This window comes from Jannaschia helgolandensis (assembly GCF_900109285.1).
GTDB lineage: Bacteria > Pseudomonadota > Alphaproteobacteria > Rhodobacterales > Rhodobacteraceae > Jannaschia > Jannaschia helgolandensis.
Map to the genome: position 1 here is coordinate 50,675 of NZ_FNZQ01000007.1, position 13,690 is coordinate 64,364.

The window sequence follows — 13,690 nt, forward strand, 5'->3', positions numbered from 1 at the left end:
TACGGTGTTTGCAAGCCCTCCCTGTGCCAAGCCGTCTTGAAACCATCGGCGATATTGCGGTAATCCGTCCCGGAGGGGATTTGAACCAGCTTGCGGCCCTCGCGAAATATTCCGCTAAAGAGGTCCGGGGCGCATGCGCGTGCGAAGCGCCCCCCTCCGAATATCTGGTGCCTGTCCACGCCCCCGAAGGAGGCCGCCATGAAAGATACTCCGCCCGTGCCAAATACGCGCAAGCGCAAATCACGCACCAATGCCGTCCACGCCGGGACCCGTCGCAGCCAGTATGGAGAGGTCTCCGAAGCGATCTTCCTGACCCAGGGGTTTGTCTACGACACAGCCGAAGATGCCGAAGCGCGTTTTCTGGACGCCGGGCGTGAGGAGTTCATCTACGCGCGCTATGGAAACCCGACCGTCGCCATGTTCGAGGACCGGATCGCCGCTCTGGAAGGAACGGAAGATGCTTTCGCCTGCGCCTCCGGCATGGCCGCCGTAAACGGTGCGATGATGGCTATTCTGAAGGCGGGCGACCATGTCGTCGCGGCCCGCGCCTTGTTCGGATCTTGCCTGTATATCCTCGACGATGTGCTGCGGCGCTTCGGGGTGGAGGTGACGCTGATCGACGGCACCGATATTGACGCCTGGGCTGCGGCCATCCGCCCGGACACAAGGGTCGCTTTCTTCGAGACCATTTCCAACCCGACGCTGGAGGTCATCGACATCGCCGCCGTCGCCGACCTGGCCCATGCCGTCGGCGCGCTGGTCGTGGTCGACAACGTGTTTGCCACGCCGACCTATTCGCGGGCGATGGAGCTGGGTGCCGACGTGATCGTGTATTCAACCACAAAGCATATCGACGGGCAGGGCCGTTGTCTGGGCGGAGTGATCTGCGGCACGCGCGATTTCGTGCGCGGTGTGGCCGAACCCTATATGAAGCATACGGGCGGAAGCATGTCGCCCTTCACCGCCTGGGTGATGCTGAAGGGGCTGGAGCACCTTGACCTGCGGGTCCGCGCCCAGACCGGGACGGCGACGCAAATCGCCACAGCGCTGGAGGGTCATCCCAAATTGTCCCGTGTGATCTATCCGCACCTGCCGTCGCATCCGCAATACGACGTCGCCCTGCGCCAGATGGACGAAGGCGGCACCATGGTGGCGTTCGATCTGACCGGCGGCAAGGATGCGGCCTACCGGTTTCTGAACGCGCTCGATATCATCATCATTTCGAACAATCTGGGCGATGCGAAATCCATCGCTACACCGCCCGCGACGACCACGCACCAACGATTGCCCGACGACCAGAAGGCCGCGCTGGGCATCACGCCCGGCCTGATCCGCCTGTCGTGTGGGCTGGAGGACAGCGGCGACCTGATTGCCGACATTCTGGACGCATTGGACGCGGCATGATGGCCGTGCGCGAAATTCGCCGGGGCCGGGCGGACGACATCCCCGCGCTGATCGACATCCTCTGGCGCGGCATGCACGAGGGTGCCGTGCCTCGGTATTCAGCGCAACAGTGCAGAGCCTGGATGCCGGTTCGGCAGACGCCCGAAAGCTATGCCATCCGGCTGGCCGGGCAGGCGGTATTCGTGGCCGAACTGGACGGCGTGCCGACCGGGTTCATGACGTTGCGCGGGGATGGCTGCGTCGACTTTGCCTATGTCGTGCCCGAGGCGCGGGGAACAGGCACCGCCGACGCGCTTTTGGCGATGCTGGTGAACCATGCGCGCATCAGTGGCATCGGCACACTGACGGCGCGTGCAAGCGACATGGCCCGCCCGTTCTTTGCGCGCCACGGCTGGACGGCCATCGCATCTGCCCCTCAGGTGCGCGATGGCGTGATGACCCCCGCGACCGATATGACCCTGCCACTTGCGGCATGATCGCCCGCAGGGTGGCTTCCTCAGGGCAGACAAGCCTTGCTATCCTGCATAAAATACCCACATAGCCGTCTGAGCGCGAACCGAAGGGAGGGGCATATGACTGTCCACGCACCGGATATTGAACGCCAGCCGACCGAAGCTGAAGCCCAGGCCGCAATGGCCTTGCTGAAACGATACGCTGCAAGCGGGCAGAAGCCCGATATCGACGATCATCCGCATCTCTCGACCAGCTATCCGCAGATTGTAACGGATGACGCCTATCGCGCGACCTTGCCGGATTTGCAGAATGGTCCCGCCACGCTGATCCGGGGTTCGGATCGCCGGATACAGCATGTCGGCATCTCGAACTTCCGCCTGCCGATGCAGATCGCGACTCGCGACGGCCCACATCTGGCGCAGGTCTCGGTCACCGGCACGGTGTCGCTGGAGGCAGGGCGCAAGGGCATCAATATGTCGCGCATCATGCGGTCGTTCTATGCCCATGCGGAAACGCAGGTAGGGTTCGATGTCGTGGACGCGGTGCTGGCCGGCTACCGCGACGATCTGGACAGCCTCGATGCCCGCCTGTTGCTGACGTTCGACCTGCCGCTGAAGGTCGAAAGTCTGCGGTCCGGCTTGACCGGTTGGCAGTATTACAATGTATCCATGGAAGTCGCTCAGACGGGCGGGACCCGTCGTCGTGTGCTGCACCTCGATTACGTTTATTCCTCGACTTGCCCCTGTTCGCTGGAGTTGTCGGAACACGCCCGCCGCACCCGCAATCAGCTTGCGACGCCGCATTCGCAACGCTCCGTCGCCCGGCTTTCCGTCGAAGTCACAGGCGATACAAGCGTCGAAGACCTTATCGAGATGTGCCGTCGTCAGGTGCCCACTGAAACGCAGGTGATGGTCAAGCGCGAGGACGAACAGGCCTTTGCCGAACTGAACGCCGCCAACCCGATTTTCGTCGAAGACGCGGTCCGGCTGTTTTCCGAAGGGCTGACCGAGCTGCCTGGCGTCGGAGACTTCCGCATTGCCGCCAGCCATCAGGAGAGCCTTCACAGCCATGACGCCGTGTCGGTTCTGACCCAGGGTGAAATGTTCGCCGCCGATACCCTGGACCCGCACCTGTTCGGAACGCTGATCCACGCGGGTTAGCCCCGCTTGACGCACGCGCCCTGTGCATGGTTTGAATCCAGACAGGGGCCGCGCATACCCGTCCGAGGCTTCGGCCCAAGTCGCGCATCCTTGACGTCGTTCATTCGGAGGATGCCCCCTTGGCCGACATATTCATTGTGCTCCCGAAGCCAATGTCGATTTTGTCCAGCACGGTCGTGATTCCGGGCGTCTCTGCTCCGTCCGAGCCCGAAGTTGCGCGGGATCCGATCGCCGATCGGTTGATGGCTCAGCAAGTGCCGGTATGACCCCCGGCTGGCCCGAGATGACGCGCGCCTTCGGGCGCATCGGGGTTCTGTCCTTTGGCGGCCCGGCGGCACAGATCGCCCTGATGCATCACGAACTGGTCGAGGAGCGGGGCTGGCTGGACGAAGATACCTTCCTGCGTGGCCTTGGCTTCTGCACGCTTCTGCCGGGCCCCGAGGCGATGCAGCTTGCGACCTATGCCGGGTGGCGTCTGCGCGGCACGGCGGGGGGACTTCTGGCTGGAGTTCTGTTCGTCCTGCCGGGCGCGCTGGTGATAGTCGCCTTGTCCGCGCTCTACCTTGGCTATGGTCGGCTGCCGCTGGTCGAGGCCGCGTTTCTCGGCATCAAGGCTGCGGCATTGGCCATCGTTGCGGGTGCGCTCTGGAAGCTCCGGGCCAAAGCCCTGAAAGGTCCGCTGGCCCTGGCTATCGCGACTTCGGCTTTCGTCGCGCTGTTCTTCTTCGCGGTGCCGTTCTGGATCGTGCTGGGCTCGGCCCTGGTGCTCGGGTTCGCTGTGCCGTCGGGCAAGGCCGGATCCATGCCACCGCCCGCCCAGGCCGGCACTCTGCGGACCATCGTCACATGGCTGGCGATCTGGTGGCTGCCGCTGCTGACCGTGCTGTGGCTGGCCCCAGGATCGGTTCCGGCACAGGCCGGGCTGTTCTTCAGCTGGCTGGCCACGGTCAGCTTCGGTGGAGCCTATGCAGTGTTGGCAGCCCTCGCGCAGACGGCGGTGGAAACGAACGGATGGCTGCGACCGGATCAGATGGTCGACGGGCTTGGACTGGCGGAAACGACGCCCGGCCCTCTGATCCTGGTGACACTCTTTACGGGTTGGCTGGGTGGCGCGCAGGTCGGTGTCGGCACGGCGATCGCGACGGCGCTGGTGACACTCTGGGCGACGTTCACGCCGTGCTTCCTGTGGATATTCGCAGGTGCCCCGCATCTGGAGCGACTGACCGCCAATCCCCGACTGCGCGGCGCACTCGATATGGTATCGGCGGCGGTGGCGGGGGTCATCGCAAACCTGTCGGTCTGGTTCGCGGTCCATATCCTGTTCACTGATGTGCGGAATTCTTCTCCGCCCGTGCCATTGCCAGGATCGCTGGATGGGCGCGCGCTGATGCTGGCACTTCTGGCCTTCGTCTGGCTGCTGGTCCTGAAGCGTGGACTGCCGGAGACGCTGGCACTGGCCGCGCTGGCGGGGGCCGCACTGTTCCTGTTTGTCTAGATTGCCGCGCGCACCGCATCGGCCACATCATCGACGACACGGTTCAGCAGGCCATCGTCTTCCGCTTCGGCCATCACGCGGATCAACGGCTCGGTCCCCGACGCACGGATCAACAGGCGTCCGCTGCCGTTCAGCGCGGCTTCGGCGGCGGCAATCGCAGCCTTGACGCGCGCGGTCTCCAACGGCGTGGCTCCGGCATCGTAGCGCACGTTCTCCAGCCTCTGCGGCACCGGGACGAAACTGTGCATCAGATCGGCCGCGGGCAGACCGGTGCGCACCATCTCGGCCAGAAACTGCAGCGCGGCGATCAAGCCGTCGCCGGTGGTCGTGTGGTCCGTCATGACGATGTGCCCCGATTGTTCGCCCCCCAGGTTGTAGCCGCCTGACCGCATCGCCTCGACCACGTGCCGGTCTCCGACTTTGGTGCGCAACAGGCGCAGACCCTTGTCGTCCAGATATCGTTCCAGGCCCAGGTTGGACATGACCGTGGCCACAAGCGCGTTGCCGTTCAGCCGTCCCTCGGCGGCCCAACGGGTGGCGAACAGCGCCATCAGCTGATCGCCATCCGCCACGTTTCCTTGGGCATCCAGGATCATCACCCTGTCGGCATCGCCGTCCAGCGCGATACCCACATCTGCATCATGTGCGACGACGGCCTGCGCGCAGGTGTCGGTCTGCGTCGATCCGCAGTCGAGGTTGATGTTGCGTCCGTTCGGCGCAACGCCGATGGGAATCACGGTCGCACCCAGTTCCGACAGGACGTCGGGCGCGGCGCGATAGGCGGCCCCGTTGGCGCAATCGATCACCACGCGCAGCCCTTCCAGCGACATGCCGGTCGGAATTGTGGTCTTGGCGTATTCGACATAACGGCCGCGCCCGTCTTCAATGCGCTTGGCGCGCCCGATGCTGGGTGCCTCGGCCAGATCCACGCCATCTTTGACCATACGTTCGATCTCGGCTTCGGCCTCGTCGGACAACTTGAAGCCATCGGGGCCGAAGAACTTAATTCCGTTGTCGTCTGCCGGATTGTGGCTGGCGCTGATCATGACGCCCAGATCGGCGCGCATCGACCGCGCCAACAGACCCACGGCGGGCGTCGGCACCGGCCCCAGCAGCAGCACATTCATGCCCGTCGAGGTAAGTCCCGCTGTCAGCGCGTTTTCCAGCATATAGCCCGATTGCCGCGTGTCCTTGCCGATCACAACGCGGTGGGCGGCATATCCCGTCCCCTCGCGCCGGAAATACCGGCCCGCCGCGGCCCCGAGGCGCAGTGCCATCTCGGCTGTCATGTTGCCTTGGTTGGCGCGTCCGCGCACGCCGTCAGTTCCAAACAGGGCCATCGTAACCTCCCACTTCGCGCCACAGTGCGATGCCTTGCGCCACCGCCGTCACATCGTGAACCCGGTGCATCTGGACGCCTTGTGCCACGGCAGCGAGGGTAACCGCCAGAGTGCCCGGCATCCGATCCGCGGCCTGCGGCGCGCTGCCGATTGCGCCGATGAACCGTTTGCGCGATGCGCCCAGCAGAATCGGAAGACCCAGTCCGTGGAACAGTGCGATGCGGCGCAGCAGGTCAAGGTTGTGGTCCTGCGTCTTGCCGAATCCGATCCCCGGATCGACCATGATCCGGTCACGCGGAATGCCTGCCGTCACCGCTGCGTCGACCCGCGATGCCAGGGCGTCATACACATCCAGTGCCACATCGGCATATCGCGGATCGTCCTGCATCGTCTCGGGCGCGCCCTGCGCATGCATCAGGCAGACCGCCGCGCCAGACGCGGCGATCGTGGCCGCCATGTCGGCGTCGAAGGTCATCGCAGATACGTCGTTGACCAGCACCGCGCCCGCCGCCACCGCGGCCTGCGCCACCGGGGCCTTGCGCGTGTCGATGGACAGGGCGCGTCCGCGCAGGGCCGCGATCACCGGGTGGACCCGCTCGATTTCCACAGCGGCCGAGACCTCCGCCGCGCCGGGCCGGGTGCTTTCACCCCCGATGTCGAGAATGTCCGCCCGCGACATTGCATCGGCCTGCGTGCGCGCCGCATCGGGATGCACAAAGAGACCGCCATCGGAAAAGCTGTCGGGCGTGACGTTCAGAATGCCCATGATCGACGGGCGATCCATCGGGATGCCACACAGGGGCGGGCGCGGCGCGATCAGCGGGGCCAGTTCGGCCTCGGGCAGGTCGCCGACCGGGACAATCACGGGTCGGCGGTCACGTTCGCAGATCTCGACCCTGTCAAACCGCATCCAGCCACCGGCAAGACGCGGACCATCCGATATCGTTGCAGGCAAGGGCCGCAGATAGCGCATCAGATCGCGTCCAGCGTCACCGCCTGACGTTCAATCGCAGCGGTGGGGGCATCTGGCGTGACAAGCTCCACCGCGCCGAATGTCTGCGCGAACCACCGCGCCAGGCTGGGCGCGTCGAAACCGTCCGGTCCCTCGGTCGCATCCAGCACCAGCCGTGAGGGGGCCCAGACCGTCAATCCGGCGTGACGCATCGACCAGTCCAGTTCGGTCCGGCTGTCGACGACCACGCAGCGACGGTCGCGGGCCGCCAAGCGCCATGCAGCCTGTTCCAGTGCCAAAAGCGCGATGCGGCGTCCGGCCATCGGCTGATCCGTCGCGGGCGGCACGAAGTCGAGGCTGGCGACCAACACCGTCGGCACCGGATCTGCGGCCAGACGGTCCAGAAGTGCGGGCAAAGCGGCATCGTCCTGTGCACCCGGCGGTAACAGGACCACGCGGGGCCGGGGAGTATCGTCGGACAGGTCGATGGCGGGCGATTGCGACCGCGAACGGACAATTTCCACACCCAGAAGATGCGGCCCGCGGTCCAGCTTTTCGATCCGCACGAAGACACGGGCGGCGCGGTCGTGCTGCAGGACGCGCGCGGCCAGCCGTTCGGCCAGCGTTTCCAGCAGGTTCATGCGCTCTGCGTCCAACACCGTATCGATCGCCTCGATCAGCGTGTCATAGCTCAGGATGCCATCGACATCGTCGCTGACGATGGCTTCGGTGTCGGGGATAACTTCCGCGACGATGTCGAAGCGCACCCGTTGCGTGATGCCGCGTTCCAGCTGGAATGCACCGATCTCGACCTCGCGGATATGATCGCGCAGGGAAATGCGGTCCAGCGGCAGTCCTGTCGCGCGCGCCCGGTCCAGCGGGGCGGCGAAGGCAAGGCGCAGAGCTTCCTGCTCGGACTCAGTATCGCTGGCTGGGGCATGCGGGACGGAACGGACGGACATGGCGGACCTCGCGATCGGAGCAGACAGGGCGTCCCCCTCAGACCACGGCAGGCGCGCGGACGAAAGCCCCGGCGTGTGCCGGAGGGTCCGGAGGCGACCTTCAGGCGTCAGGACCCTGTCTGTGGAAAATGTGCCGCCCGACCTTGACCGTACGCGGATAGGCAGCTGCCCAGTAAGGGTCTACATAATCGGCGTGGTAGAGCGTTGCATTGCGGGTAAGCAGACGTGGAGCGCCATCGATCAGACGCCGGGCAACCCGCCCTGCCTTGTCCCATGCCTTGGGTTCGGTGACCCGTTCGGGGATACCATCACAGGTATAGCTGAACTGACATGCGTTCAGTTTTCCCGTGCCCTGATTGACGACCTCGCAGACCGTGTCCGGATACCGCTTGGAATCGACGCGGTTCAGAACGACTTCGGCCACGGCAACCTGACCGTCCAGCGGCTCGCCCCTGGCTTCGAAATAGATCGCCTCGGTCAGGCAACGCCATTGCGCATCGCCGGTGGCCGGGGGCGTATCAACGAGTGCGGTATCGTTTTGAACACCGGGGTCGCGGTTTTCATCGCGCAATCGTGCCTTTCCCTGTTGCGACAAAGGCTGCGCCGCTCGCACCAGTTCTGTGTCCGGCGCATCCCGCGTCAAGCTGGCGAGGCGGCTGAACCCCCGCATTTCCACCCCGCCGGCTATCGACATGGCCAGCGATTGCGCCTGCGCAGCCTGCGTGGTGGCCAGGATCAACCCGACGCAGACGAACAACAGGCCCGTAAGGGCCTTTTTCCAGATCATCGACAATTCGTACCCCTGAACCGTTTCATCCCGCGCAAGGCCTACACGGCTCGCGTTAGCGAAGCGTGAATCCGGCGCTTGTTGCGTCATGGGGGGAATTGGGACCGGCAACGATGATGCGCAATGCGACCGGTCGCCTTCGCTACGTCACGGCACCAGAGTCCGCGGTATCTTGCCGTTGCGGGCAAATTTCGGCGTCAATCCGCCTTTTTCGCTGCGAGTATCGTGGCTTGTGCTGCGGCCAGCTTGGCGACTGGCACACGGAACGGAGAACAGCTGACATAGTCGAACCCTGCAAAGCGGCAGAAGGCGATCGATTCGGGGTTGCCGCCATGTTCGCCGCACAGCCCCAGGATCACCTTTGGGTTCGCCTTGCGACCGCGTGAGGCCCCCAGCAGCAGCAACTCGCCCACGCCCTCGACGTCCAGCGTTCCGAAGGGGTCTTCCGGGTAGACGCCTTCGTTGACATAGGCCGACATGAACCGGCCAGCATCGTCGCGGGACAACCCATAGGTCATCTGCGTCAGATCATTGGTTCCGAAGCTGAGGAACGCTGCCTGTTCAGCAATTTCCCCGGCCCGCAAGGCCGCGCGCGGCGTTTCCACCATGACGCCAAGGTCATAGTCGAAATCAACGCCGGTTTCGTCACGCACCTTTGCCGCCACCCCGTCCAGCCGACGCTTGACCAGTTCGACTTCGCGTCGCGCGGTTACCAGCGGGATCATGATTTCGGGCCGCACGTCCACACCCTTGGCCAAGGCGGCGACCGTCGCTTCGAAAATGGCGCGGGCCTGCATTTCATAGATTTCGGGCAGGGCAATGCCCAACCGTACGCCGCGCATGCCCAGCATGGGGTTGTATTCCTGCATCGACTCGATCCGGGCTTTTACCTCCGACAGGGGCCGGTCCAACGCCTCGGCCAAAGATCTGATGCCGTCGGTTTCATTGGGCAGAAATTCATGCAGCGGCGGATCCAGCAAGCGGATGCAGACCGGCAGGCCAGACATAAGGCTGAACAAAGCGGTGAAATCGTCGCGCTGCATCGGCAGCAGGCGATCCAGGGCGGCGGCGCGATCGGCCCCCGTTTCAGCGAAGATCATCTCGCGCATGACGGTCAGGCGTCCGCTTTCGAAGAACATATGCTCCGTCCGGCACAGGCCGATACCGTCGACGCCAAATGTGCGCGACAAAGTTGCGTCGGCTACCGTGTCGGCGTTGACCCGGATGCCGATGTCCCGGACATCATCCGACCAGGCCATCAGGTCGCCAAAGGCCCCGTTCAGCGCCGGTTCGGTGGTGGCGACGCGACCTTCCATCACTTCGCCGGTGGAACCGTCGATCGTGATCTCATCGCCTTCGCGCAGCACACGTCCGTCGGCCAGGATCACGCGACGCTTTTTATGGCTGACGTGCAGTCCGATCGCGCCGGTAACGCAGGGCAGGCCCAGACCGCGTGCGATGACGGCTGCGTGACTGGTCGTGCCGCCGCGTTCTGTCAGCACCGCATCGGCGGCATGCATGCCGCGTACGTCGTCGGGCGAAGTTTCACGCCGAACCAGAATGCAGGCCTCGTCGCGCGATTGCGCAGCCTGCGCGGCCGCACTGTCGAATACGATCCGACCGGCAGCGGCTCCGGGCGAGGCGGCGATACCGCGCGCCAGAACAACACGTTCAGCCCCGGGATCGACCTGTCGATGCAGCAGGCGCGACAGCGTATCGGGCGACACCCGCAGCAACGCCTCGGACCGCGGAATGATTCCATCGCGGGCAAGCGCGGCGGCTATGGCGACCGACGCACGGGCCTCGCGCGGGCAGCGCACGGCGTCCAGAACGGCCAGGCGACCCTGGTCGATAGTGAATTCGACCTGCATTTCCTCGCGCAGACGCTTGCGACAGCGTGCCCCGACCTTCAGCAGTTCGCCATAGACCTCGGGCAGAAGATCTTCCAGCGAAGGCCCCCGCTCGTCTCGCGTCAGATAGATCGCCTTGTCGCTGTTGCGCAAATCACGTCGGCCCATGGCCTGACCCATATAGCGGCCCGTGACCTTCGGCTCGCCGGTGGCGGGGTTGACGAATTGCACGACGCCAGACCCCGATTGCCCCGGTCCCATGCCCTGCGCCATGCGTTGAACGACCAGACCCAGTCCGGCATCGCCGGGCGCGCCCTTGGCCTGTCGCAACAGACGGGCAGAGGTGCCATCCCAAGCGCGCGCCATCGAGCGCAGAACGGCGGCCAACTGATCGGCGATGGACTGCGGGAAGGGGTCGTCGATCTCTTCCTCGTAGATGATGCAGGCCTCGGACGGAGTCTTGGCGGCGTCAAAAGGTTCTTCGTCCAAGCGCATGACTTCAATGGCAAAAGACCGGATGAATCTCAGATAGAGCTTGTCGGCAGCGGCATGGCCAAGCGTCTTCGACAACCAACCGTGCGCGGCGTCGTTCATGCCGATGTTCAGCACCGCGTTCGGCCCGCCCCAGTCCGCTGCTTCACTGGAAGAGCGGACGGACAGCAGCATCGGCTCGCCTTCGAACAGGCCGATCAGGGTGGCAAGGTCGGGCATCTGCCCTTCGGCGATTTCACGGACGGTGGCGAAGGGGATGGCAACAGTCTGCGGAACCGGCAGGTCCATACGGATAAGGCGTTGCAGGCACTTGGCACGGTTGCCATGCCGCGCGACCCGAATGTCGGCGGTGGGCGTGACCGGGGTGAAGCCGGGTATGTCGAGCATGGTCTCAACCTCGGACAAGTGTGCAGATGCAGCATAACTTAATGTTGCGCCGCAGCATAGCAAGTTTACGAGGCCGATCCTAAGATTTCCGTAACGTCTGCCTAGCCCTCGATACGTCGAAATGCCGGTGTGTTGCCGGTATGCCGTCGGGTATTACTCCGGTATTACCCGGAGCATACCATATTTACGCGCTGATCCGCGACAGGTCGGCAATCTTGGTGCAGGTGCGCACGATTTCCGACAGCATGTTCAGGCGATTCCGGCGCAGGATCGGAGTATCGGCATTGACCTGCACCGCCTCGAAAAACGCATCCACCGGCGCGCGCAGGTCGGCCAGCGCGGTCATGGCGACGGGGTAGTCCTCGGACGTCAGCGCCGCATCGATCTTCGGACGGGCAGCTTCGATGGCATCGAACAGCGCGCGTTCCTCGTCGGTCTCGGCCAGCTTGCGCTCGGCACCGTAGCTGTATTCGACGCCGTCCTGTTCTTCGGCCTGCGTCAGGATGTTTTTCGCCCGCCGGTAACCCTGCGTTAGGTTTTCCCCGTTATCGGTGGTCAGGAAGGCATTGAGGGCGCGGGCGCGGGCCACAAGGTCGGTCAGGTCGTCGGTCCGGTCGCCGGTGAGGCAGGCGTCGATGACATCGTGACGAATGCCCTCGTCGCGGAGGTGGACCTTGAGGCGGTCGTGGAGGAAGGCGAGGAGGTTTTCTCTGCGGAGGTTTTCTTCTTCGGAAAGGCGCGGTTCTATGCGGTCTTTCTCGTCGACTGGTTCGAGAATATCCAGTGGGTCACTCTTTGGATCGGGTAAACCGTCAGCGGCCGCGAGGACGGATTGCAAAGCGATCCGAGACCGCTTCCTTGCGTTCTCTTCAGAAGAAAGGAGTGCGGAATTAATAATTCGACCGAGAGGAAGCGACAGTTCCGACTGCAACACCAGCCGAATAACCCCCAAAGCCGCCCGCCGCAGCGCATAGGGATCCTTCGAGCCGGTCGGCTTCTCATCAATCGCCCAGAACCCGGCCAGCGTGTCCAGTTTGTCCGCCAGCGCCACGGCCACCGAGACTGGCGCGGTCGGCACGTCGTCGGACGGCCCGAGCGGCGAGTAATGCTCCTGTGCGGCGGCGGCGACCTGCGGGACTTCGCCTGCGGCTTCGGCATAATAGCGGCCCATCAGGCCCTGAAGTTCGGGGAACTCGTAGACCATTTCGGACGACAGGTCGGCCTTGGCCAGACGCGCGGCGCGCTCGGCCAGATCGGGGTCGGCGTCGACGGCGGGGGCGATTTCGCGGGCGAGGGCGGCGATGCGGTCGATGCGCTTGGCCTGGCTCCCGAGTTTGGCGTGGAAGGTGACATTGCCCAGCGCGTCGAGCCAGGGCGCGGCCCAGTCGTCACCGCCCGATTTGGCAATGCGTAAGTCGTTTTCCCAGAAGAATTTCGCATCGGCCAGGCGCGCGGACAGCACCTTGTTGTTGCCCGCAAGGATGGTCGCGCCGTGGTCCGCCGTTTCGCGGTTGGCGACGGTGATGAAGCAGACGATCTTGCCGGATTTATTGCGCACCGAGAAGAACTTCTGATGCTCCTTCATCGAGGTTTGCAGCACCTCGGGCGGCAGGTCGAGGTAATCGGCCCCGATCTCGCCCATCAACACGACGGGCCATTCGACCAGCCCCGCGACCTCGGCCAGCAGGCCCTTGTCCTCGACCGCCTCCAGCCCGGCGGCGAAGGCCTGATTGGTGGCGTCCTGCCAGATGGCGTCGGCGCGTTCTTCGGACGAGAGAACCACTTTCGCGCGTTTCAGCTTGGCCTCGTAGTCGTCGAAGGATTTCACCGCGAAGCGGCCCGGCGCCATGAAGCGGTGACCTTCGGTCGTAACGCCCGAAACGATATCGTCGATGTCCAGCGGCACGATTTCCGCCCCGTCCTCGCGCACGAGAATGCACAGGATCGACCGCAGCGGGCGCACCCATTTCAGCGACCCGGTGCCCCAGCGCATGGATTTCGGCCAGGGGAAACCGCGCACCGCCGCCTCCAGCACCTCGGCCACGATTGCGGGCGCGGCACGGCCCGGTTTCGTGATCCGGGCCATATAGACCTGACCTTTCTTGTCGTCGGCCACGACAAGCTGGTCCTGCGTCAGTCCGGTGGAGCGCAGAAATCCGTCCAGCGCTTTTTCCGGAGCGCCGACCTTGGGGCCCTTGCGGTCCTCGGTGGTGGTCGGACTTTCGTCGGTCAGCCCGTGGATCGACAGCGTCAGGCGACGCGGCGTGCAATGGGCGATGGCGCCCGCATAGGTCAGCCCGCCCTCGACCAGACCGTCGGTGACAAGGCGCTTGAGGTCGTCGGCGGCGCGGCGTTGCATGCGCGCCGGAATCTCTTCGGAAAACAACTCGATCAGCAGGTCGGACATA

The 13,690-nt window shown here is 64.5% G+C and carries 11 protein-coding genes and 1 riboswitch; of the genes, 5 read left to right on the forward strand and 6 right to left on the reverse strand.

Going from position 1 to position 13,690, the window contains the following annotated elements:
• The first annotated feature begins 62 nt into the window (after positions 1-62).
• Positions 63-139, forward strand: a riboswitch (SAM riboswitch).
• Positions 140-198: 59 nt separating this feature from the next.
• The 5 genes from metZ (at position 199) to chrA (ending at position 4,512) form a co-directional block, all read left to right on the forward strand.
• Positions 199-1,404, forward strand: coding sequence for an O-succinylhomoserine sulfhydrylase (gene metZ / locus BMY38_RS15435; protein WP_092764491.1), 1,206 nt, complete (start codon positions 199-201; stop codon positions 1,402-1,404).
• Positions 1,401-1,880 carry a GNAT family N-acetyltransferase gene (locus BMY38_RS15440; protein WP_092764493.1) on the forward strand — a complete coding sequence of 160 codons (480 nt, stop codon included), beginning with the start codon at positions 1,401-1,403 and terminating at the stop codon, positions 1,878-1,880. Before metZ ends, BMY38_RS15440 begins: the two co-directional genes overlap by 4 nt.
• A gap of 96 nt (positions 1,881-1,976) precedes the next feature.
• Positions 1,977-3,017 (forward strand): GTP cyclohydrolase FolE2, encoded by a 1,041-nt coding sequence (gene folE2 / locus BMY38_RS15445; protein WP_092764518.1) that lies wholly within the window; start codon positions 1,977-1,979, stop codon positions 3,015-3,017.
• A 119-nt stretch (positions 3,018-3,136) separates the two neighbouring features.
• Positions 3,137-3,283, forward strand: coding sequence for a hypothetical protein (locus tag BMY38_RS18225; RefSeq protein WP_175495913.1), 147 nt, complete (start codon positions 3,137-3,139; stop codon positions 3,281-3,283).
• The gene (gene chrA, locus BMY38_RS15450; protein ID WP_092764520.1) at positions 3,280-4,512 is read left to right on the forward strand and encodes a chromate efflux transporter; all 1,233 of its coding nucleotides are present in this window, start codon (positions 3,280-3,282) and stop codon (positions 4,510-4,512) included. Before BMY38_RS18225 ends, chrA begins: the two co-directional genes overlap by 4 nt.
• Here the strand turns inward: chrA and glmM are convergent.
• The 6 genes from glmM to glyS form a co-directional block, all read right to left on the reverse strand.
• Positions 4,509-5,852, reverse strand: coding sequence for a phosphoglucosamine mutase (glmM, locus tag BMY38_RS15455; protein WP_092764522.1), 1,344 nt, complete (start codon positions 5,850-5,852; stop codon positions 4,509-4,511). The genes chrA and glmM overlap by 4 nt on opposite strands.
• Positions 5,833-6,825: a dihydropteroate synthase gene (folP, locus tag BMY38_RS15460; protein WP_092764524.1), complete on the reverse strand. Its 993-nt coding sequence runs from the start codon at positions 6,823-6,825 to the stop codon at positions 5,833-5,835. The genes glmM and folP overlap by 20 nt, the downstream gene beginning before the upstream one ends.
• Complete coding sequence (locus BMY38_RS15465) at positions 6,825-7,766, reverse strand: dihydroneopterin aldolase (protein WP_092764526.1); 942 nt, start codon at positions 7,764-7,766, stop codon at positions 6,825-6,827. Before BMY38_RS15465 ends, folP begins: the two co-directional genes overlap by 1 nt.
• 100 nt (positions 7,767-7,866) lie before the next feature.
• Positions 7,867-8,553 carry a cell wall hydrolase gene (locus BMY38_RS15470; RefSeq protein ID WP_245737645.1) on the reverse strand — a complete coding sequence of 229 codons (687 nt, stop codon included), beginning with the start codon at positions 8,551-8,553 and terminating at the stop codon, positions 7,867-7,869.
• A 197-nt stretch (positions 8,554-8,750) separates the two neighbouring features.
• On the reverse strand, positions 8,751-11,282 hold the full coding sequence (locus tag BMY38_RS15475) for a putative PEP-binding protein (RefSeq protein WP_092764528.1): 2,532 nt from the start codon (positions 11,280-11,282) through the stop codon (positions 8,751-8,753).
• Between the two features lie 184 nt (positions 11,283-11,466).
• Positions 11,467-13,689 carry a glycine--tRNA ligase subunit beta gene (gene glyS / locus BMY38_RS15480; RefSeq protein WP_092764530.1) on the reverse strand — a complete coding sequence of 741 codons (2,223 nt, stop codon included), beginning with the start codon at positions 13,687-13,689 and terminating at the stop codon, positions 11,467-11,469.
• Position 13,690 lies beyond the last annotated feature (1 nt).

What these genes read in the sequence shown, in the direction of transcription:
- folP (WP_092764524.1), bottom strand. Translation starts at nt 6,825, where the DNA reads ATGCGCTATCTGCGGCCCTTGCCTGCAACGATATCGGATGGTCCGCGT.
- glmM (WP_092764522.1), bottom strand. Translation starts at nt 5,852, where the DNA reads ATGGCCCTGTTTGGAACTGACGGCGTGCGCGGACGCGCCAACCAAGGC.
- glyS (WP_092764530.1), bottom strand. Translation starts at nt 13,689, where the DNA reads ATGTCCGACCTGCTGATCGAGTTGTTTTCCGAAGAGATTCCGGCGCGC.
- chrA (WP_092764520.1), top strand. Translation starts at nt 3,280, where the DNA reads ATGACCCCCGGCTGGCCCGAGATGACGCGCGCCTTCGGGCGCATCGGG.
- BMY38_RS15475 (WP_092764528.1), bottom strand. Translation starts at nt 11,282, where the DNA reads ATGCTCGACATACCCGGCTTCACCCCGGTCACGCCCACCGCCGACATT.
- folE2 (WP_092764518.1), top strand. Translation starts at nt 1,977, where the DNA reads ATGACTGTCCACGCACCGGATATTGAACGCCAGCCGACCGAAGCTGAA.
- BMY38_RS15470 (WP_245737645.1), bottom strand. Translation starts at nt 8,553, where the DNA reads ATGATCTGGAAAAAGGCCCTTACGGGCCTGTTGTTCGTCTGCGTCGGG.
- BMY38_RS15465 (WP_092764526.1), bottom strand. Translation starts at nt 7,766, where the DNA reads ATGTCCGTCCGTTCCGTCCCGCATGCCCCAGCCAGCGATACTGAGTCC.
- BMY38_RS15440 (WP_092764493.1), top strand. Translation starts at nt 1,401, where the DNA reads ATGATGGCCGTGCGCGAAATTCGCCGGGGCCGGGCGGACGACATCCCC.
- metZ (WP_092764491.1), top strand. Translation starts at nt 199, where the DNA reads ATGAAAGATACTCCGCCCGTGCCAAATACGCGCAAGCGCAAATCACGC.